Source organism: Pelodictyon luteolum DSM 273 (assembly GCF_000012485.1).
GTDB classification, from domain to species: domain Bacteria; phylum Bacteroidota; class Chlorobiia; order Chlorobiales; family Chlorobiaceae; genus Chlorobium; species Chlorobium luteolum.
In genome coordinates this window covers 125,001-145,574 of sequence record NC_007512.1, presented here as the reverse complement: position 1 = coordinate 145,574, position 20,574 = coordinate 125,001, and the positions used below count along the sequence as shown (strand labels likewise).

The following is a 20,574-nucleotide window of genomic DNA, read 5'->3' as shown; positions in this document are numbered from 1 at the left end:
AACAACGGACGAAGATCAAACAGCAATGAAAGCATTTGTATTTCCCGGGCAGGGATCCCAGTACTGCGGCATGGGCAGAGACATCTACGATACATTCCCCGCAGCGAAAGCCCTCATGGAGCAGGCCAACGACATCCTCGGCTACCGCATCACCGACATCATGTTCCTCGGCAGCGAGGAGGAGCTCCGCCAGACCATGCATACCCAGCCGGCCATCTTCCTCCACAGCATGGCGGCAGCCTCGCAGCTGAATGCGGAAGGTGTTGCAATGACGGCAGGCCACAGCCTCGGAGAATACAGCGCACTCTGCTTTGCAGGCGCCATCAGCTTTGAGGATGCTGTAAAGATAGTCGCCGAACGTGGACGCCTCATGCAGCAGGCCGGCACAGAAAAACCCGGCACGATGGCAGCCATCATCGGCATGCAGGACAGCGCACTCGACGCGCTGCTTGCTGAAGCCGGCGCTGAAGGCATTGTTCAGGCAGCCAACTTCAACTCTCCGGGCCAGATCGTCATTTCAGGCGATATCGCGGCAGTAAAAAAAGCAGTCGAGCTTGCCCCCGCTCACGGAGCCCGCATGGCTAAAGAACTGGTAGTCTCGGGAGCCTTCCACTCACCGCTCATGAAGCCTGCAGAGGAAAAGCTTGCTGCGGCACTGGAGGCCGTCGACATCAAAAATGCTACAATCCCGGTCTGCATGAACGCTGTTGCACGAACTGTGACCGATGCTGCTGAAATCCGCAAAAATCTGGTGCTCCAGCTCACCAGCTCAGTCCTCTGGACCCAGTCCATAGAAGAAATGACAACAGCCGGCATCACCCGTTTCGTCGAGGTCGGTCCGCAGAAAGTGCTGCAGGGGCTGATCAAGAGGATCAGCAAAGGTGCAGAGCTCGAAGGCAAAGATACCGCCGCCGACATTCAGGGCGCATGAAAAGAACCAAGAGAGATTACCGTAACCCTTTAAAAGAGAGCAACCATGTTTGAAGGAAAAATCGCAGTCATCACCGGAGCCGCAAGGGGGATTGGACAGGCCATCGCCTGGAACCTCGCCGCCGGCGGAGCCGACATCGTTCTCTGCGACATCAAGGAAGAGTGGCTCCAGGACACGGCCGAAGGGGTCCGGAAAGCCGGCCGAAAGGTCTGGTGCTTCGAGCTTGACGTCACCAACACCGATGCAGTCCAGAAGGCATTCAACGACATCGCAGCTGCAACAGGCACCATCGACATCCTCGTCAACAACGCGGGCATCACCCGTGATGGCCTCCTCATGCGTATGAGCGAAGAGGACTGGGACGCGGTGCTCACCGTCAACCTGAAGGGAACCTTCTCATGCACCAAGGCGGTCAGCCGCATCATGATGAAGCAGCGCTCCGGCTCGATTGTCAACATCGCATCAATCATCGGCCTCATGGGCAATGCCGGCCAGGCCAACTACGCCGCCTCGAAAGGCGGGGTCATTTCCTTCACCAAATCAGTCGCCAAGGAGCTTGCCTCGCGCAATATCCGCGTCAACGCCGTCGCGCCGGGGTTCATCTCCTCGAAAATGACCGATGCCCTTTCCGACGATGTGCGCCAGAAAATGCTCGAAGCCATTCCGCTCAGCCGTTTCGGCAATCCCGAGGACGTGGCCGACGTGGTCTCATTCCTTGCCGGCGACCGCTCAGCCTACATCACGGGTGAAGTCATCAACATCAGCGGCGGCATGGTGATGTGATTTGGGCAAGCTCATTTTCTTTGTATATTGCACGACATTTTTTTCATTTTTTTTTATCAACAATCAACACCGGAGAAAGAACATGACTGAAGCAGAAATCAGAGACAAAGTATACGATATTATCGTCAGCAAGATGGGCGTCAACAAAGACCAGATCAAGCCGGAATCCAAGTTTTCCGACGACCTCGGCGCCGACTCGCTCGACACCGTTGAACTGATCATGGAACTCGAGAATGAATTCGACGTGCAGATCCCCGACGAAGACGCAGAAAAGATCGGCACCGTTCAGCAGGCAATCGACTACATCGTCAAGAAGTAATTCCTCCGAAGAGGGATATACGACACAGACGGAAACACTGCGTACCTGCTGCAAGCAGAACGCCGGCAGCAGGTACATGCAGTTGACAGACGCAATAAATCAAACCACTACAGATGGGTCAGGAACGAAAAAGGGTTGTCATTACCGGCATCGGGGTGCTCACCCCCATAGGCCAGACAAAAGAGGATTTCTGGAGCGCACTCATCGCAGGAAAAAGCGGTGCGGCACCGATCACCTACTTTGACACTGCTGATTTTGCAACCACCTTCGCATGCGAGCTGAAGGACTTCGTTGTCGAAGACTATATCGACAAGAGAACGGCCGACCGCATGGACCCCTACTGCCAGTATGCCATCGTCTCTTCAGACCAGGCAATCAAAGATTCCGGCCTTGACCTGCAGGCGATCGATCCCCTGAGGATCGGCGTCGTGCACGGCTCGGGCATCGGGGGAATGACCGTGTACGACCAGCAGTTCAGGCAGTACCTGAACCGCGGGCCACGGCGCATCAGCCCCTTCTTCATCCCCATGCTCATCCCCGACATCGCAGCAGGACAGATATCCATGCGGCACGGGCTGATGGGACCTAACTATGCCACAGCATCGGCATGCGCGACCTCGCTGCACGCCATCATAGACGCCTACATGCTCATCCAGACCGGCTTGGCCGACTACATGGTCTGCGGCGGATCGGAAGCTCCGATCACCCCGATGAGTGTCGGAGGCTTCAACTCCGCACGGGCACTTTCAACAGCAAACGACATCCCTACGAAAGCATCGCGTCCCTACGACCGTGACCGCGACGGCTTCGTCATGGGCGAAGGTGCCGGATCGCTTATCATGGAAAGCCTCGACTCGGCCAGAGCCCGCGGCGCAAAGATATATGCGGAGCTGGTCGGCATCGGCGCAACAGCCGACGCGCACCATCTCACCGCCCCCCATCCTGAAGGAAAGGGTGCACTCAACGCAATGAAGACAGCACTCTCGATCGCCGGCATCGGCACCGAGAAGATCGACTATATCAATACCCACGGCACAGCGACCCCGCTTGGCGACATTGCGGAGGTCACAGCCATCAAGAAGCTGTTCGGAGAACACGCCTACAAGCTCAGCATCAGCTCCACGAAGTCGATGACCGGACATCTGCTCGGCGCAGCCGGCGTAGTGGAATCGATCGCATGCATTCTTGCAATGCAGAACCAGACAGTACCGCCGACCATCAACTGCGAGAACCTCGACCCGGAAATCGATGTGGACGTCACGCCGAACGAGCCGAAAAAACGCAGCATCGAGTACGCCCTCAACAACGGGTTCGGCTTTGGCGGCCACAACGCATCGCTGATCTTCCGCAACGGCGCCTCACTCTGAGCCCTTCGGCCATGGAGCCACTCTGGCATAAACTCTCCGCTCTCCCATTTTTCAGCAGCAGACCCGAAAAATGGGAGGGGTCGGGAGCCCCCCCATCTCTCACAGCATTCATCCGTAGCCTTTTCAAGGGAAAAGCGCTCAGCCTGGAGCTTTACGCCACAGCCCTCACCCACCGTTCGATGGTGCATGACACCACCGCACCAGAAATCACCCGCTCCAACCAGCGCCTTGAGTTCCTTGGAGACTCCGTCCTCGGACTCATCATCTCCGAATACCTCTATCGCCGATTCCCCGAGGGGACCGAAGGTGAGCTGTCAAGCTACCGGGCAAAGATCGTGAACGGCAAGTCCCTGGCCGGTTTCGCGCGAAACCTCGATCTCGGCATTCACCTCATCATCGGCGAATCTGCAGACCAGCAGCGCATCCGCACCAGCACCTCAACGCTCGCCGATGCCTTTGAAGCCCTCACCGGTGCCATATACCTCGACAGGGGGCTTGATGCCGTCCGTGAGTTCATAGAGGAGCAGATCATCGACAGCCCCGCTTTTGAGGCGATGGTCAGCACAGAAAACAACCACAAAAGCCGCCTCATCGAGCATACCCAGTCACATCAGCTTCCGCCTCCCGTCTACACCGTCCTATCGGAAGAGGGGGCCGAGCACGAAAAGACCTTCACCATCGAAGTTTCCTGCAACGGTCGTCGGCTTGGACGTGGCACGGCCCTAAGGAAAAAGGATGCAGAACAGCTGGCCGCTGAAGAAGCCATGGGCGCCCTGGAGAGGGCACTTACCGGGGATGTGGCTGAGGACACACCAGCACCGGAAGAGACAGGACGGGGCTGAACAAATTAAGCGGGCGGCGCTTGAGCATATGGGCGATGTCTGCTATATTGGATAAACAGCACACTCGCCAGAGAGACAGTTCATCACCGTCGCACAGCATCACCATGAAAGAAAAACTGATTTTCGATTTTTCGGCAAGCGGCCGCAAAGGCTACAGCTTCTCCGGAAAAGACATGCCCGGGGCAGCACCAGGGAGCTTCCTGCCCTCCAAGTTCCTGCGAAAGGAGCCTGCCATGCTTCCGGAGGTTCCCGAAAGCGAAGTGGTGCGCCACTTCATCCGCTTGTCGAACATGAACTACCATGTCGACAAGAACATGTACCCGTTAGGAAGCTGTACGATGAAGTACAACCCGAAAATCAACGATTATACCTGCGACCTTCCGGGCTTCAGCGCCCTGCACCCGCTCCAGCCGGAGGAAACTGCCGGCGGTGCGCTCCAGCTGATGTACGAGCTCTCCCTTATGCTTGCTGAAATCGCAGGCATGAAGGCCGTCACCCTCCAGCCCGCCGCCGGTGCCCACGGAGAGCTGACCGGCATTCTTCTCATCAAGAAATACCATGAGTCGCGGGGCTCGAAACGCTCCACACTTCTCGTTGTCGATTCCGCCCACGGGACCAACCCTGCATCTGCAGCCCTCGCGGGATACCGGATCGTCTCGGTGAAAAGCAACGAGATCGGACGCACCGACCTTCAGGACCTTGAAGCAAAGCTTGACGGTGAGGTTGCCGCGCTGATGCTCACCAACCCGAACACCATCGGCCTCTTTGAAAAGGAGATTGTCAGGATATCTGAAATGGTGCATAGGAACGGCAGTCTTCTCTACATGGACGGCGCCAACATGAACGCCCTGCTCGGCATTGCCCGCCCCGGCGACATGGGCTTCGATGTAGTCCACTACAACCTCCATAAGACTTTTTCGGCACCCCACGGAGGAGGCGGACCCGGCAGCGGACCGGTCGGAGTCTCGGAAAAGCTTGTTGAGTTCCTCCCCGTTCCCGTCGTCGAAAAGACGGAGGGCGCCGACGGCCCCGTCTACCGGCTCGTTTCGGACCGTCCGGAAAGCATCGGCAGGATGATGAATTTCTACGGAAACTTCGCTGTTCTGGTGCGGGCCTACACCTACATCCGGATGCTTGGCGCAGAAGGGCTCAAACGAGTGTCGGAAAACGCCATCATAAACGCCAACTACCTGCTCAGCCGCCTCACCGGAGCCTATGAACTCCCCTTCCCGAAACAGGTGCTGCACGAGTTCTGTCTTTCAGGAGACAGGCAGAAGAAATCGCACGGGGTCAAGACGCTCGACATCGCAAAACGGCTGCTCGACTACGGGTTCCATGCACCGACCATCTACTTCCCGCTCATCGTCAGCGAAGCACTCATGATCGAGCCGACGGAAACGGAATCCAGGGAGACGCTTGATCTCTTCGCCGATGCGCTCCTGCAAATTGCCGATGAGGCGGAAAAGAGCCCTGAGACAGTCAAGGGAGCTCCAGTGACCACCCCGGTCTCACGGCTTGACGAAGCCATGGCGTCGCGCCAGCTCAATATCTGCTGTATCTAGATGCCATACTCATCGCCGCAGCTGCAGTGGACTGCTGCTGCGGCGATCTTTACAGAAAATTTACACAACACCTTTTGAAGTACCCAGCAATGCGTGTATAGTTATACAGCGGGCCCGCGCCGCAACTAACCATCAGGGAGAGAGCAATGACCCGATCGAAAGTCCTGGTGCTGAACAGCAGCTATGAGCCCCTGAGCATCTGCGATCCCCAGAAAGCCATCCTCCTCCTCTTCGGCGGCAAAGCCGTCCCGGTCACCCATCACCCTGAACGCTTCATCTGCACTGTCAGCAAAAGCTACCCCATGCCGAGCATCGTCCGCCTCACGGTCTTTGTCCGCGTCCCCTACAAGCGCATCATGCTGAACCGCAAGAACATCATCCGCCGCGACCGCTTCCAGTGCCAGTACTGCGGCAGGACCGACCAGCAGCTCACCATAGACCACATTACCCCCCGTTCCCGTGGCGGCGAGGATTCATGGGAAAACCTCATTACCGCCTGCAGAAAATGCAATGCAAAGAAAGGGAGCCGCACCCCGAAAGAGGCCGGCATGCCCCTCATGAAGCAGGCCGAACGCCCCAATCACCTCATGTTCATGCAGCTGCTCACCGCTTCAGCTTCCGAAGACTGGAAACCCTACCTCTACATGAGCTGACACGCATCGCTTCACGCCACCCTGAAAGCGGACATATTCACGGGATTTTTTTTACTTTCAAGAAACAATGCCGTTTCACCTGAAGAACTCTGGACCCGCTGCATGCAACCCGAACAGCCCCGTCTCCCTGCCCGCTGGCTTATAGCCCTCATCGTTCTCTCGGCGCTTGCGGGCGGAAGTCTCCATGCGGAACCTGCCCTGCCGCCCTGGCATGCCGAAGCCGTCTTCCGAGAAGTAGACTCCGGCATCGATGCGGCCCTTCAGGCGATGAGCCTTGAAGAAAAGGTCGGCCAGATGCTCATGGCCGACAGCCCCGGCGCCTATACGGAAAAAGACGACCCTGCCCGCATGAAACTTGACCGGCTTGTCTCGGAAGGAAAGGTCGGCGGCATCATGTTCCTCAAAGGCAGTATGTTCAGCGCCGCCATGCTGGCCAACCACTTCCAGTCCATCGCCCCAAACCCGCTTCTCATCAGCGCCGACATGGAACGAGGCCTGGCCATGCGCCTTGAAGGCGCCACCCGGTTCCCATCCGCCATGGCGGTATCTGCGGCAGGCAGCAGCGAACTCTCAGGCAAGATGGGGGAAGCCATTGCTCTTGAGGCCAAAGCCGCCGGTCTGCAATGGAACTTCGCTCCGAGCGCGGACTTGAACAGCAACCCCCTGAACCCGGTCATCAACACCCGCTCTTACGGCGATACCTCCGAGGGCGCTTCACGAATGGCCGATGCCCTCATCGAAGGAATGCAGTCAAAGGGGCTTCTTGCCACAGCAAAACACTTCCCCGGCCATGGCGATGTGACGGTCGACAGCCACTTCGCCCTTCCCGTACTCGAAGCCGACAGCCTCAGGCTTGAGGAATACGAGCTCAAACCATTCCGTTCCGCCATCCGCTGCGGCGTCATGGCGGTAATGACCGGTCATCTCGCCGTTCCGAAACTGACCGGTACCATGGATCCGGCATCGATCTCCGCCCCCATCGTGACTGGACTCCTGCGAAAAAGGCTGGGCTTCAAGGGACTCATCGTCACTGATGCGTTAAACATGAAGGCCCTCTATGACGGACATAACGTCGAAGAGATTTCTGTCCGGGCCGTAGCTGCGGGCAACGATGTCCTGCTCTTCTCGCCCGATCCCGAGCGATCGTTCCATGCCATTGTGAATGCCGTTCGGGATAGTGTCATCAGTGAAGCACGCATTGATGAATCGGTGCGCAGGATCCTGCAGGCAAAGCGCTGGGCGGGCCTCCGGCCCAAGAGCCTTGTCGACCTGAACCGGGTACCCGAAATGGCTTCACCTGCCCGGCACATCGAACTGGCGGAAGCAATTGCCGCCCGCTCCGTCACATTCACCGGAAAAGATCGCCATATCATCCCTTTCCGCATAAAAAAGGCCGGACCGTCCATGCTTCATATCATTCTGCAGGACCGCACAGATCCGGATGTCGGCAGTGCGTTCATGGCGGGAATTGACAGCACCTGGAAATCGCACCACCTCCGGATAACACCCGACACCGACCCGGAAAAGTTCATCGAGGCAGAACGCCTCGCCGAAACCGCTCCGGCAATCGTCATTGCGGCCTACATTACGGCCCCCTCAAAGCTCACCGCCCCTCAGCTGGCATTCATCCATTCGATCCAGAAACTCTCCCGGGGAAAACGGCCTGTCGTCTTTGTGGCGTTCGGCTCTCCCTACATGCTCCGGAGCTTCCCCGGGCTGGAAAACTGCATCTGCACCTACGATGCTGAAAAAACCAGTGAACAAAACGCCCTCAAGGTGCTTACCGGCCGGCTGGAACCAAAAGGAAAACTGCCCGTCGTGCTTCGGATGGATGCACCCGGGGACATCACCACACCATAACCACCGCCCCATGGGAAAGACCATTCGTGACGAATCAACCGCAAGCGCCTACTGGGCAGCCGTCAACACTTTCTGCCCGCTCAGCGACATACACGTCATCGCCGATGCGCCGGTAGGGTGCTACAATCTGGTCGGCGTGGCGGTCATGGACTACACTGACGCGATCCCCTACCTGGAAAACTTCACCCCGACAAGCCTCACCGAAAAAGAGATCGCATCGTCAGGCACCACTGAAGTTGTTCGGGATACCATTGAAAAGCTTCGGGGCAACGGGCGGCAACTCATCCTCGTCTCAAGCGCCGAAAGCGAAATGATCGGCAGCGACCACGAGCATATGCTCCAGATGCACTTCCCCGAGGTCCGGTTCTTCCCTTCCGACTCGCTCGGCGAGAACGAGTGGCAGGGGCGGGACAGGGCCCTCCTCTGGCTCCACAGCCAGTTCGACGACGCTAAACCCGCGATAATCGAGCCTGGAACCGTCAGCATCATCGGCCCCACCTACGGCTGCTTCAACAGCCCCTCCGACCTCGCCGAACTCAAACGACTCATTGCCGGAACGGGCGGCCGCCTGCAGCATGTCTTTCCGTTTGAAAGCTCTCTTCGAGACATTTCGGATCTGAAAAACTCCGACGTCATCATCGTCATGTACCGGGAATTCGGGCTTGCCCTTGCTGAAGCGCTCCAGCGGCCGGTACTCTATGCTCCGATGGGCCTTGACGACACCGCCACATTCATCATGGAGCTCGGGCGCCATATCCAGAAAGAACAGCAAGCCGCGGCCTTCCTGCTCGAAGAAAAACGCACCATCCTCAGACCGCTCTGGGACCTCTGGCGCGGCCCCCAGGCGGAGTGGTTCCCCACCGTGCGTTTCGGAGTGGCCGCCGCCCGGACTTATGCGGAAGGACTCGAGCGGTTCCTCGGTCGGGAAATGGGGATGCAGTGCATGTTCAGCCTTGACTCCGCCGTTGCCGACAACACATCACTTCGACAGGAGATTGCAGCAAATCAGCCGCAGTTCTTCTTTGGCAGGATCATCGACAAGATCTATCTGGCCGAACTGGACGCAAAAACCCGGTTCATCCCTGCTGGCTTTCCGGGACCCATCGTCCGCCGCGCCCTCGGAACACCCTTCATGGGCCACAGTGGAGCAGTGTATATCCTGCAGGAGATCATTAACGCACTCTATGACATGCTCTTCAACTTCCTGCCAATCAACCGTGTCGCTGCATCGGGCGAAGCCCCCGCACCGGAAATCCCCTGGAGCCCGGAGGCCGGTGAACTCCTCGACCGGATAGTCGCAAAAGCACCCTTCATCAGCCAGATCTCCTTAGGCCGCGAGCTGAGAAAAAAAGCCGAAGCACTTGCCGCAAAACAGGGAAAAGAGACGGTCACCCCCGACATCATACAGCTCCTGCACTAAGCGGGAGCCCCGGTAGCAAACGGCCGCCCTTAGGGACTGGCATATTTGGAAATCCAAATAATTCTTCGTACCATTCAAGTCCACTTTACGGAACCGGGGAAAAGGGGCCAAAGAGCCCCGTAGCCCTCCCGGCCTGGATATACCATCAACAAGAGGCTGCATTGATATCTTCCCATGAGGACGGCAACCGGAAGGAGGCCGCACCGCCATGGACTTGAAACGACTAGACACACCATGTCTGACAATCTGGAATCGCAGGTTATGCTGTCCATCACCCTGCCCGACGGAACCATCAAGCTGTTCCCGAAAGGAAGCACGGGCCTCGACATAGCACTCTCCATCGGGCGCAGGCTCGCTGACGCCGCACTTGCCGTCATGATAGACGGCAAAGCTGCGGATCTGTCCATGCCAATCGGGATGGACTGTACGCTCTCCATCATCACCTTCGATTCAGCTGAAGGTCACGAAGTGTTCTGGCACAGCGCAAGCCACATCATGGCCTCGGCCGTTGAGGAGCTCTTCCCCGGTGCGCGCTTCGGTGCTGGGCCTGCAGTCGAGCAGGGCTTCTATTACGACATAGCCTCCAGCCACCGCTTCAATGAAGACGACCTTCGCAGTATCGAGAAGAAAATGCTTGAGATCGCAGGCCGCGATACCCCGATCGTCCGAGAAGAGATGACGCGCGAGGCTGCCATCGAATTCTTCAAAACGGTCCGCCGCGATCCCTACAAGGTCGAGATCCTTGAGGATACCCTCAAAAACGTCCCGACCGTATCGCTCTACCATGAAGGCGGGTTCACCGACCTCTGCACCGGCCCGCATCTCCCCTCGACGTCCCGGCTCAAGGCAGTGCGGCTCTTCAACATCTCATCCTCGTTCTGGCGCGGAGACTCCTCGCGCGAGAGCATGCAGCGGATCTATGGCATCGCATTCCCTTCGGAAAAGCTTCTGAAGGAGCATCTGGAGCGCCTCGAAGAGGCCAGAAAACGCGACCATCGCAGGCTCGGCCAGGAGCTGAAGCTCTTCATGCTCTCCCCCGAAATCGGCAGCGGCCTTCCGGTATGGCTCCCCAAGGGCGCCATCATCCGCCAGGAGCTAGAAACATTCCTGAAGGACGAACAGCGCCGGCGCGGATATCTGCCGGTCTATACGCCGCACATCGGCAACATTGAACTCTATAAGCGTTCGGGCCACTACCCATACTACAGCGACTCACAGTTCCCTCCGCTGACATACCATGACGAGGACGGCAAGCAGGAGCAGTATCTGCTCAAGCCCATGAACTGCCCGCACCACCACCTTATCTACAGCTCCGAAATGCGGAGCTATCGCGACCTGCCGATCCGGCTGACGGAGTTCGGCACGGTCTACCGCCATGAGCAGTCCGGCGAGCTCAACGGACTGGTGCGCGCAAGAGGGTTCACGCAGGATGATTCGCACATCTACTGCCGCCCCGACCAGCTGGTCGACGAGATCTGCAACGCAATCGACCTCACGCAGTTTGTCTTCCGCACGCTTGGATTCGATGCAGTGGAAACCCGCCTGTCCATGCACGATCCGGAGAATCAGACAAAATACGGCGGCACCCCTGAGGTCTGGGAACAGGCTGAAAAGGATGTGAAGGAAGCCGCGGACCGCATGGGCATCAAGTACTTCATCGGCATTGGCGAGGCCAGTTTCTACGGACCAAAAATCGACTTCATCGTCCGTGATGCGCTCGGCCGAAAATGGCAGCTCGGCACCGTCCAGGTTGACTATGTCATGCCGGAGCGCTTTGATCTTACCTATGTCGGCAACGACGGTCAGAAACACCGTCCCGTCGTCATCCACCGGGCACCATTCGGCTCCATGGAACGCTTCATCGGCGTGCTCATAGAGCATACCGCCGGCAACTTCCCGCTCTGGCTTGCGCCGGTTCAGGCAGTCGTCCTTCCGATCGCTGAGGACGTGCACGACTACGCAGCGGGAGTAAGGAATGCTATGCTGGCAGCAGGTATACGTACGGAACTCGACCTGCGTAGCGAAAAGATCGGAAAGAAGATCCGCGAATCGGAACTTTCGAAAATCCCCTACATGGTCGTTGTCGGCCAGAAGGAAGAGGAAAAGGGAGCGGTCTCGCTTCGCCGCCACCGCAAGGGCGACGAAGGCACCCTCAGCATTCAGGACATGATTGAGAGACTCCGGGAGGAGATCGACCGAAAAGCCTGACCACAAACCAAACCAGAACGCATGAAGAAACAGAAGGCGACATCCCAGAAACCGAAAATCACCTATCGGGTCAATGAGCAGATCCGCGTGCCCGAAGTCCGGATCATCTTCCCGGACGGAACGCAGCAGGTCATGAAAACCATAGATGCCCGCCGGATGGCCGAGGACCGCAACACGGACCTGATCGAAGTGCAGCCGAACGCCGAACCGCCCGTATGCAAGTTCGATAACCTCGGCAAGCTGCTCTACAAGATGGCGCAGCGGGACAAGGACTTGAAGAAGAAGCAGAAAACCACAACGCTCAAGGAGCTGCGCTTCCATCCGAACACCGACAAGCACGATTTCGATTTCAAGACGGCCCACCTCGAGGAGTTCCTCCGCAAAGGGAACCGCGTACGGGCCACGATCGTCTTCCTTGGCCGTTCGATCATTTACAAGGACAAGGGACTTGAACTGGCCGACCGCCTGACGGAACGGCTCAGCGTCGTCGGGAACCGTGAAGGAGAACCTAAGTTCGAAGGCAAGAAGCTGTTCGTCTACTTCGAACCCGACAAGAAAAAGATCGACGCCTACGAGCGTATCCGTTCGAAAACAGGGACACCGCTGGCCCCGCTCGAAGAATCGGCCGATGCCGAGGACTAGACAGGAACTTTGCACATTCTTTTGATAAAAAAACAACGACAGTCATGCCTAAAATGAAATCGCACCGCGGTGCATGCAAACGATTCAAGGCCACCGCATCAGGAAAAATCAAGCGTGAACGGATGAACGGATCGCACAACCTGGAGAAGAAGAACAGGAAACGTACCCGCCGCCTCCACCAGTCGACCATGCTGGACAACGCGACCAAGGAGAAACAGATCAAGCGGATGATCCTTGCCTGACACATTTAAACATTAACCTTACACAACGATGCCTAAAGCAAATAACGCTGTCGCCTCAAAGGCCCGCAGGAAAAGAGTATTAAAGAAAGCCAAGGGATACTGGGGATCACGCGGCAATATCCTGACCGTCGTCAAGCATGCGGTCGACAAAGGCGAACAGTACGCCTACCGTGACCGTCGCGCAAAAAAGCGAAGCTTCCGCTCGCTCTGGATCATTCGCATCAATGCAGCTGCCCGCCTGAACGGCACAACCTACTCCAGGCTGATGGATGCAATGATCAAAAAGAACGTGGAGATTGACCGCAAGACCATGGCTGAAATCGCCGTAAGGGACCCCGAGGCGTTCACCCAGCTCGTAAAAACCATCATTGACTGAGATCCGCAGCAGTACATGGAAAACAGCATTCGAAGCCTCCGGGAGGAGATCGCCGGATTCAGGATCAGCTCAGCCGATGAACTTGAGGCGTTCCGCCTCCGGTACACCGTTCGCAAGGGACTGATTGCCGGACTCTTTTCACAGTTGAAGTCGGTCGATCCCGCCCGGAGACCCGAAATCGGCAATATGCTCAACCAGCTGAAAGCCGAGGCCGAAGCCAGAGTAGAAGAAGCTGCCCTGTCGCTGGAAAAAACGACATCGCCTGCGGCCCCCACGATCGATCTCTCGCTCCCCGGCCGGCGACATTTCACCGGGAGCGAACATCCGGTCCAGAAGGTGCTCGGTGAGATGAAGCAGATATTTTCCGACATGGGCTTTACTGTCGCCACCGGCCCAGAGCTTGAGCTCGGAAGCTACAACTTCGATATGCTGAACTTCCCCCCCGACCATCCGGCCAGGGACATGCAGGATACATTCTTCGTCAAACGCGACGGCACGGAAGACGACATTCTCCTCCGGACCCACACCTCCCCGGTGCAGGTCAGGGTAATGCTTGACCGCAAGCCTCCCATCAGGGTAATCTGCCCCGGAAAAGTCTATCGCAACGAAGCCATCAGCGCACGCAGTTACTGTGTCTTCCACCAACTTGAGGGCCTGTATATCGATAAAGGGGTAACCTTTGCCGACTTGAAAGCCACCATTTACTCCTTTGCACGTCAGATGTTCGGCAGCGATGTCCAGCTGCGCTTCAGACCCAGCTTTTTCCCGTTCACCGAGCCCTCGGCAGAGGTAGACGTCACATGCTACCTCTGCGGTGGCAAAGGGTGCCGTGTCTGCAAGAAATCCGGCTGGCTTGAAATCATGGGTTGCGGCATGGTACATCCAAACGTCATGAAGAACGCAGGCATCGACCCTGAAGTATGGAGCGGTTACGCATTCGGAATGGGTGTAGACAGGACCGTCCTGCTCAAATACAAGATCGACGACATCCGGCTCCTCTTCGAGAACGATCTGCGCATGCTTCGCCAGTTCCCGGCCTGAAGAACAACCCCTTACGCATCTACGACTCTGTCCCGAAGGGCTTTCGTCCATGACTCCATAGCCTCATTGGCTGTAGGGTTTGGAGCCTCGAGAAAGGTCACCACAAACCCGTCTTCCACTTCGCCAACGCCTATTGAACGGGGACGAACCGCCAGAACGTAAGGTGTGGGCATCTCTTTGCCGAAGCAGAACAGAAGATTCCTTGCGGCCTTGATCCCCTTACCGATGACCCCACCCGGCAGCGCTGCCGTGTGAGCATAATGGTCAAACTCACCAATATAGGCGACTGCAGGGTTTGCATCGATGCAGCTTTTGAAATGGGCGATGATATCATCCACGCTTCGGCAGCTGGTCTCGCTGCGATCGAATTTCGTAGTAAAAACAGGATATTTTTCCTGGAGAAGGGTCTGGATCATGGCATGGGGGGTTGACGCAGTGATGCTCTTGTCCAATATAATAGTGACTGACTGGCAGAAAGAAAAAAGCTCCGCAGTCCCAAGGGATGCGGAGCTTTCAACGAACGAATTGTGGATCCAGAGAGGGCTATGCCTGCATCAGGAACCTGCTGCGGGAGGAGGTCCTTAAGCCTCGGTACCCTCGGCTTCGACCTCGAAGGTGACCTTTACGGTGACGTCCGAGAACAGCTTCGCCTCGGCCTCATACTTGCCGAGCAGCTTGACGGGAGCCTCCAGGGTGATCTTGCGCCTGTCGATCTCTACGCCAACTGCCTTCAGGGCATCGGCGATGTCACCGGCGGTGACGGTGCCGAACAGCTTGCCGGATTCGCCGGCCTTGGCCTGCACCTTCAGCACCATCTGCTCAATCTTCTGGGCAAGTTCACGAGCACTCGTTCTCTGCAACTCGACTTTTCTTGCCTGCTGCTTCTTCTCGGTCTCAAGAGCTTTGAGGGTTCCCTCGGTAGCCCTCGTGGCCATACCCTGCGGAATAAGGTAGTTGTTGGCATAACCGTTCTTCACGGCAACAACTTCACCTGCATCGCCAAGGGCAGCCACATCTTTTCTTAAAATGACTTTCACGTCTAGCTTCCTTGTTTCAATGGATTGCGAAATTTTTTATTTGTACTCGTCAGCAACGTAGGGTATGACCGCGAGGAACCGTGCCCACTTCACTGAATGGGTCAAGAGGTTCTGCTCTTTTGCGGTGAGGCCCGTGATGCGGCGGGGGATGATTTTACCCTGATCGTTGATGAATCTTTTCAGCTTGCGCTCGTCGCGGTAGTCAAAGAACACGACCTGATTCTTCGACACCTTTCTCTTTGAAGCCAGAGCGTTGCTGATGGACTTATTGCCCTGCGCCCTTGTGTTTTTCTGTCTCATTGGTTTCATGTGCAGATTTTGCTTGCCCCCGCCTCTCAGTCGGAGGACAGGTATTTGTATTCATAAATGTGGTCGTTGTCCTCACCGTGTGCATCTTCATGATGGACATCATGAAAATCATCCTCGATGAAACCGTCGTGATCGTCCTCGCCGTCGTCCTTTTTGCGTTTGTTGAGGAACTGGATCCGTCTGGCCTTGATCTCGACCACTGTCCTTGATGTTCCGTCCTGCGCTTTCCATGTCCGGCTCTGCAATTCGCCGTCGACAAGGACCGCTGAACTTTTTCTGAGATTGTCCCTGCAGCTCTCGGCAAGTTTGTTCCATGCAACCACGCCGACGTAGCAAACGTCTTCCTGCCACTGGTGGTTGCTGTCGCGGAACCTGCGGTTGCAGGCGATTGAAAAATTGACAACCGGAGTCCCGCCTGAATCAGTCTGCCTGAAAACAGGATCCTTTGTAAGATTGCCAGCAATGATGACGCTGTTAATCTCAGGCATTTTCAATTCAGCCATAACATCTTCTCCGTTTGTTTCTCAATAAATCCAATCAATCCTCTACTGCGTCGAACCCTCAGTCACAATTCTCACTTGGCAACCTTGTCGGCTGCATCTGTTTCGCTGGCTACGTTGTCTTCAGGGCTACCGATGACCACGCTGTATTTCTCGACGCGCTTGCGCATCTCGAGGAGAGGGGACGTCAGGTGAACGATGAGATAACGAAGCAGGACTTCCTCGTAGCGCAGTACCCGTTCGATCTCTGCGATGACAGGAGTGGCTGCGGTGAATTCAATGTGGGCGTAGGACCCGATGGTTTTCTTTTTGATCGGATAGGCGGTCTTGCGCCTGCCGATATCAAGGACGCTGCTGATGCTTCCGCCCTTTTCGGTGATGACCTTCTGTACCATCTCCATCGCGGCAGCAATAGCTTCATCCTGAAGCCCGCCATCGATGATGACCGTACATTCGTACAGTTTGTTTGTTTCCATAGCGCAATGTAAATAATGATTGAGAGTACTCAGCTGCTTGCATGCGGCGAGGGTCCGGAATTGCGCATACCGGCCCCACGGCTTCACGCGTTCAGACGTGAACACCGCGTGCAAATTTGGACCTTAAATGTAAGGAATTGCATTCTTTTTTCCAACCGCCGCAACTCACCGAGAAAATGACCGGGTATCCTCATGCAAACCGGACTCCGGAACGAATTCAAGAATGATCGGTGCATGGTCTGAACTTTTCTCCGGCATGTCGACCGCTGCCCGGAGAATCCGGTCTTTTCTGTATCCGGAAAGATAAAAACAGTCTATCCGCCAACCGATGTTGCGCTCTCTGGCCATTCGCCAGTAAGGCCACCAGGTGAACAGGTCATCCCGCTCCGGGTTCAATTCGCGCATCACGTCGGAAAGCCCGAGCGCAATCAGCCGATCAATCGCAGAGCGCTCCTCCGGCCGAATACCTGTTGCTCCGGGCCTGTTCTCTGAGCGGTGAAGGTCGACCTGGCGGTGAGCCACGTTCATGTCGCCGGTCACGAGTATCTGTCTTCCGCAGGCAAGCAGTTCCCGAACATACTCATGCATGGCCTCAAGGTAGCCGAGTTTGAGGACGTAATGCTGAGCAGAGTCCCCCCGCGGCACATAGGTACCTATGATGGACAACTCTCCGGTGTGCAGCACCACCGTCCGGTTCTCAATATCGAAGGGCGGGATTTCGAACGTTGCACCCTCAAGTGCGGGGGTCTCCTTCATGAGAATTCCTGTCCCGCTATACCCCTTTCTGATAGAAGAGTCGTTCCAGAACGAACGGTAGCCGTCAAGTGACATGATACTCAGGGGGATCTCCTCTACTGAGGCTTTCACCTCTTGCAGGATGAGGACATCCGGGGAACTTTGCCTGACCCATGATTCGAGCGCACCCTCACGTGCCCTGATGCCATTGACATTCCATGAAGCGACAATCACCGCTGTGCCCCCCCGAGAAACGCAATTATCCTGTCGGAGACCCGCTCCGGCGGGATATCCAGCATGCAACGGAAATGACCTTTCGGACAGCGCTCCCTGCCGATGTGGGAGCACGGCCTGCAGCCGAGACCTGACACTTCGAAAAGTTCAAACGTGGACCGGTAAGGCAGGAATCCGAAGGCCAGCGACGAGGATCCGAAGAGCACAAAGAGGCGCTTCTGGAACGCAGAGGCCATATGCATCAGTCCCGTATCGTTTGTCAGGACTGCATCGGAGCGCTGCAACAGCGCTCCAGTCTCCATGAGGGAGCAGGCTCCGGCAAGATTCCGCACCGAACCGGCAACCCCGGCTGGCAGCAGTCCCATGATCTCCTCTGCATGGGCAGCGTCATCCTCCCCTCCAAGGAGTACTACCCGTAAAGAGGGGACAGCATTGAGTATACCAAGAATCACCTCGGCAAACCGGCGAGGGGGCCAGCGTTTGGTAAAATGGCGGGCACCGAAGCAGACCGCCAGCACCTTGCCCTCACCAGGCAGAATCCCGTCAGCTAAAGACGTGTCAGATGCTGAAGGCCAAAGCTCACATCCGGAATCATCGACCTTGATGCCGAGCCCCAACAGCGAAGAACCGTAGCGCTCCACCACTGAGGGCGCCTCTCCGTATAGATCAATCTTCCAGTGAACGAGGATCCACTTTTTCCAGTTGCCTTTATGATACCGGACCGTTTTTTTTGCCCCGACCCTCCCTAGGAGCGCATGCGAGCGCCTGTTGTTCTGAAGGTCCACCACAAGGTCATAAGACGAAGATGCCGGGAGGCTTTCGGGGGAATAGACCCCCGAAAGCCGAGGGCTGCCGGCCAGCAGGGGGAGAAACGGAGCTCTGGTGCAGAAATCGATTTTTGCCTCCGGCCACCGGACCCTTAGCCAGCGCACCACCGGCGTGGTCAGGATGATGTCGCCGATGGAACTCAAGCGGACAACCAAGATCGAGCGCACAGCCTCCATTCTCTCAGGACCAGAATTCCCACCAGGCGCGATAGCCTGCGGGTTTTTCGGGTTCAGTGGCACGGCCGAGCCTTGTCAGGGCCTCGGCGGCGGCGTTTCGAAGCGCCTCAAGCCCACCCATCCCTCCATTCCGCTCGTCGAGCATCTCACAGGCCATCCTGAACGACTGGAACGCTTCATCCCTCCTGCCGAGCCCCTCAAGGGCTGCGCCGCGTGAAAACACTGCCCGAATCCATAACTTGCCGCCATCCTCCTCCAATTCGCCACGACGATTGAAATAATACAGCGCAAGGTCTGCCGACTCCAGTCCTGTGCCATAGTCTCCGAGTCCAGTGAGAGCCCCGGCAAGCACAGCATGGACAAATGCATCGAACCCTGCATGATCAAATGCCTCCTCGGCAGGAATCGAGCGAGCAGCATCCATAGCGCTACGGCAGCTTGCCGCCGATTCTGCATGGAGGCCGTCTTGAAGCTGACGCTCACCCACACTGAGCGCCAGATAGGCATCAGCGACCGAACGCAGTGGTTTCATATGCTTCAGGGGGAATACGGACTGTTATTGAATTATGCGTCTCCAGCGCTCATGAGAGCAGCAAGCGCCGTCGGGATTTCAGGACGACCCCTGCCGTTAAGGGCTGTGCCGATTACTTTTGCGTTCAGCGCCGGTTTCATGTCGGGAAGACGGAGGATATCCTGATAGAATGCAAACTTGAGCGTGGATTCTCTCTGAAGCTGGAGGTTGACCAGGAATCTGTCGCCGCTCTTGAGGGGGGAGCGGTAATCAAGCTCGGCCCGCACAACAACGAGGTTGACCCCCATCCGGGCATACTCGCTGAAATCGATGCCTACGCTTTTGAGGTACTCGTGCCGGGCATGCTCGAGATAATTCTGATAGACACTGTTGTTGACGATGCCCTGCATGTCGCACTCATAGTCCCGTACGTCCATCTCAAGGGTGAACGAATGGTGCTCTCTTTGCATCAGTACATCGGTTCCTGTTCATGAAACAACACGGCCGGGCATCCCGGCCATGGATTGCAAAAGAAGCCCCACATGGAGCTGACTGCCACAAAATAACACAGTCCTCCCTCAATTCCCACTCCCGATGGATTCCGAAACAGGCTCAGTAACGATAAATGGCTGCAAGCCCTGTTTCGGATGGCATCTCGGTTGCAGAGAGGACGAGCACTTCGCCGCCCTTCTGGCGAACGATTTCGCCAATGTCATCCAGCACGTCGTCCACTGCAGGATCTTCCAGCGGAACAAACCGCACGGCGCCGGTGACGGGGTCTACCGTTCCTGCAATGAGTGTCTCCCTGTCGATGAGCAGGCGTTCAATCCGACCGCCGACAGCGGCCACTGCGGCGTCTTCTGGATCGCTGGTGCCCGTCCCTAAAGCGATGGCAGCCGCGCAGGATTCAGCCGCCGCCCGGATCCGGGCCGCAATACTCGGAGCCATGACATCCCAGGCCCTTACCCTGAGGACATCTGTCGTCATGCTCTGCGGGTCTGCAGAAATCCCCCCTTCGAGCAGCGACGCGTTACGGCTGATTTTGCGAAACAACCCCTGATGCTCGGGAAGCGCAGCAAGCATGAGCGGCAGGCCGGAAGGAATTGAATAGCGCTCAAGCACCGCCGTATCAACCGCCCGGAAAAACTTTTCATTATCCACCTCTTCCTCATCCCTCTTCGAACTGTGCCCGTGGCGGATAACCCCACCGGCACCGGCGGAACCGAATGAAGCGATAGTTATCTCAGGTTCCGTCGTTTCGCTGCCAAGTACCTGCAGCATGTTCCGGGGCATATCCGGCGGTAGCTCTATCTCTTCAACGGCGTACCGATCTGCATCATACAACTTGATATTCTGGCGCGTGAGACAGAGCAGGTGGAAGCGCTCAGTCGACTGCATCACCCGGAGCAGCGGCTTGGTATGAAAACTGTCTGCAGACACCGCTAGTTCTCGCGGCACGTATGGGAAGCGATAGGTACGGAAGATACCCTCGGCGCCAAACACAGCAAGCCCCTCATGGGTA

General features: G+C 56.9%; 24 protein-coding genes (1 of these 24 cut by a window edge). 14 read left to right on the top strand and 10 right to left on the bottom strand.

The genetic code is table 11. The features are described from left to right. Positions 1 to 25 precede the first annotated feature (25 nt). The 14 genes from fabD to pheS all read left to right on the top strand — a co-directional run bounded on the left by fabD (position 26) and on the right by pheS (position 14,246). Positions 26 to 931 carry an ACP S-malonyltransferase gene (gene fabD / locus PLUT_RS00710; protein ID WP_011356898.1) on the top strand — a complete coding sequence of 302 codons (906 nt, stop codon included), beginning with the start codon at positions 26 to 28 and terminating at the stop codon, positions 929 to 931. 45 nt (positions 932 to 976) lie between these two features. Continuing rightward, on the top strand, positions 977 to 1,714 hold the full coding sequence (gene fabG / locus PLUT_RS00705) for a 3-oxoacyl-[acyl-carrier-protein] reductase (RefSeq protein ID WP_011356897.1): 738 nt from the start codon (positions 977 to 979) through the stop codon (positions 1,712 to 1,714). Positions 1,715 to 1,796: 82 nt separating this feature from the next. Then, the gene (gene acpP, locus PLUT_RS00700; RefSeq protein ID WP_011356896.1) at positions 1,797 to 2,033 is read left to right on the top strand and encodes an acyl carrier protein; all 237 of its coding nucleotides are present in this window, start codon (positions 1,797 to 1,799) and stop codon (positions 2,031 to 2,033) included. A 113-nt stretch (positions 2,034 to 2,146) separates the two neighbouring features. Next, positions 2,147 to 3,400: a beta-ketoacyl-ACP synthase II gene (gene fabF, locus PLUT_RS00695; protein ID WP_011356895.1), complete on the top strand. Its 1,254-nt coding sequence runs from the start codon at positions 2,147 to 2,149 to the stop codon at positions 3,398 to 3,400. Between the two features lie 11 nt (positions 3,401 to 3,411). Next, positions 3,412 to 4,242, top strand: a complete 831-nt coding sequence (gene rnc / locus PLUT_RS00690) for a ribonuclease III (protein WP_011356894.1) — start codon at positions 3,412 to 3,414, stop codon at positions 4,240 to 4,242. A gap of 104 nt (positions 4,243 to 4,346) precedes the next feature. Further along, complete coding sequence (gene gcvPB, locus PLUT_RS00685) at positions 4,347 to 5,804, top strand: aminomethyl-transferring glycine dehydrogenase subunit GcvPB (RefSeq protein WP_041463713.1); 1,458 nt, start codon at positions 4,347 to 4,349, stop codon at positions 5,802 to 5,804. Positions 5,805 to 5,950: 146 nt separating this feature from the next. Continuing rightward, entirely contained in the window at positions 5,951 to 6,457 is a 507-nt protein-coding gene (locus PLUT_RS00680) for an HNH endonuclease (protein ID WP_011356892.1), read from the top strand. Between the two features lie 102 nt (positions 6,458 to 6,559). After that, positions 6,560 to 8,317, top strand: coding sequence for a glycoside hydrolase family 3 protein (locus tag PLUT_RS00675; RefSeq protein ID WP_011356891.1), 1,758 nt, complete (start codon positions 6,560 to 6,562; stop codon positions 8,315 to 8,317). Between the two features lie 10 nt (positions 8,318 to 8,327). Further along, on the top strand, positions 8,328 to 9,737 hold the full coding sequence (gene bchZ, locus PLUT_RS00670; RefSeq protein ID WP_011356890.1) for a chlorophyllide a reductase subunit Z: 1,410 nt from the start codon (positions 8,328 to 8,330) through the stop codon (positions 9,735 to 9,737). Positions 9,738 to 9,971: 234 nt separating this feature from the next. Further along, positions 9,972 to 11,945 carry a threonine--tRNA ligase gene (gene thrS, locus PLUT_RS00665; RefSeq protein ID WP_041463712.1) on the top strand — a complete coding sequence of 658 codons (1,974 nt, stop codon included), beginning with the start codon at positions 9,972 to 9,974 and terminating at the stop codon, positions 11,943 to 11,945. A 21-nt stretch (positions 11,946 to 11,966) separates the two neighbouring features. Continuing rightward, positions 11,967 to 12,587 (top strand): translation initiation factor IF-3, encoded by a 621-nt coding sequence (gene infC, locus PLUT_RS00660; RefSeq protein WP_011356888.1) that lies wholly within the window; start codon positions 11,967 to 11,969, stop codon positions 12,585 to 12,587. Between the two features lie 44 nt (positions 12,588 to 12,631). Beyond that, the gene (rpmI, locus tag PLUT_RS00655) at positions 12,632 to 12,829 is read left to right on the top strand and encodes a 50S ribosomal protein L35 (RefSeq protein ID WP_011356887.1); all 198 of its coding nucleotides are present in this window, start codon (positions 12,632 to 12,634) and stop codon (positions 12,827 to 12,829) included. 28 nt (positions 12,830 to 12,857) lie between these two features. Next, positions 12,858 to 13,205, top strand: coding sequence for a 50S ribosomal protein L20 (gene rplT / locus PLUT_RS00650; protein ID WP_011356886.1), 348 nt, complete (start codon positions 12,858 to 12,860; stop codon positions 13,203 to 13,205). A gap of 15 nt (positions 13,206 to 13,220) precedes the next feature. Further along, positions 13,221 to 14,246, top strand: coding sequence for a phenylalanine--tRNA ligase subunit alpha (pheS, locus tag PLUT_RS00645; RefSeq protein WP_011356885.1), 1,026 nt, complete (start codon positions 13,221 to 13,223; stop codon positions 14,244 to 14,246). An 11-nt stretch (positions 14,247 to 14,257) separates the two neighbouring features. On the opposite strand, the gene PLUT_RS00640 is transcribed toward pheS, so the two are convergent. From PLUT_RS00640 to PLUT_RS00595, 10 genes are all read right to left on the bottom strand, one after another. Continuing rightward, a complete protein-coding gene (locus tag PLUT_RS00640; protein WP_011356884.1) occupies positions 14,258 to 14,662 on the bottom strand; it encodes a DUF6858 family protein in 405 nt (134 codons plus the stop codon). Positions 14,663 to 14,827: 165 nt separating this feature from the next. After that, on the bottom strand, positions 14,828 to 15,283 hold the full coding sequence (gene rplI / locus PLUT_RS00635; RefSeq protein WP_011356883.1) for a 50S ribosomal protein L9: 456 nt from the start codon (positions 15,281 to 15,283) through the stop codon (positions 14,828 to 14,830). 36 nt (positions 15,284 to 15,319) lie between these two features. After that, positions 15,320 to 15,592: a 30S ribosomal protein S18 gene (gene rpsR, locus PLUT_RS00630; RefSeq protein ID WP_011356882.1), complete on the bottom strand. Its 273-nt coding sequence runs from the start codon at positions 15,590 to 15,592 to the stop codon at positions 15,320 to 15,322. A 26-nt stretch (positions 15,593 to 15,618) separates the two neighbouring features. Continuing rightward, a complete protein-coding gene (gene ssb, locus PLUT_RS00625) occupies positions 15,619 to 16,095 on the bottom strand; it encodes a single-stranded DNA-binding protein (RefSeq protein ID WP_011356881.1) in 477 nt (158 codons plus the stop codon). Positions 16,096 to 16,166: 71 nt separating this feature from the next. After that, positions 16,167 to 16,568: a 30S ribosomal protein S6 gene (rpsF, locus tag PLUT_RS00620; RefSeq protein WP_011356880.1), complete on the bottom strand. Its 402-nt coding sequence runs from the start codon at positions 16,566 to 16,568 to the stop codon at positions 16,167 to 16,169. Between the two features lie 165 nt (positions 16,569 to 16,733). Beyond that, positions 16,734 to 17,537 carry an exodeoxyribonuclease III gene (locus PLUT_RS00615; RefSeq protein WP_011356879.1) on the bottom strand — a complete coding sequence of 268 codons (804 nt, stop codon included), beginning with the start codon at positions 17,535 to 17,537 and terminating at the stop codon, positions 16,734 to 16,736. Next, positions 17,534 to 18,541 (bottom strand): glycosyltransferase family 9 protein, encoded by a 1,008-nt coding sequence (locus PLUT_RS00610; protein ID WP_011356878.1) that lies wholly within the window; start codon positions 18,539 to 18,541, stop codon positions 17,534 to 17,536. Before PLUT_RS00610 ends, PLUT_RS00615 begins: the two co-directional genes overlap by 4 nt. A 4-nt stretch (positions 18,542 to 18,545) precedes the next feature. After that, positions 18,546 to 19,073, bottom strand: coding sequence for a DUF3856 domain-containing protein (locus PLUT_RS00605; protein ID WP_011356877.1), 528 nt, complete (start codon positions 19,071 to 19,073; stop codon positions 18,546 to 18,548). A gap of 32 nt (positions 19,074 to 19,105) precedes the next feature. After that, positions 19,106 to 19,522: an acyl-CoA thioesterase gene (locus PLUT_RS00600; protein WP_011356876.1), complete on the bottom strand. Its 417-nt coding sequence runs from the start codon at positions 19,520 to 19,522 to the stop codon at positions 19,106 to 19,108. Between the two features lie 142 nt (positions 19,523 to 19,664). After that, positions 19,665 to 20,574, bottom strand: partial view of a hypothetical protein gene (locus PLUT_RS00595; RefSeq protein WP_011356875.1) — the 3' portion only. 239 nt of this gene lie beyond the right edge of the window; 910 of the gene's 1,149 nt are visible here — the last part of the coding sequence; the start codon falls outside the window, past its right edge; its stop codon occupies positions 19,665 to 19,667.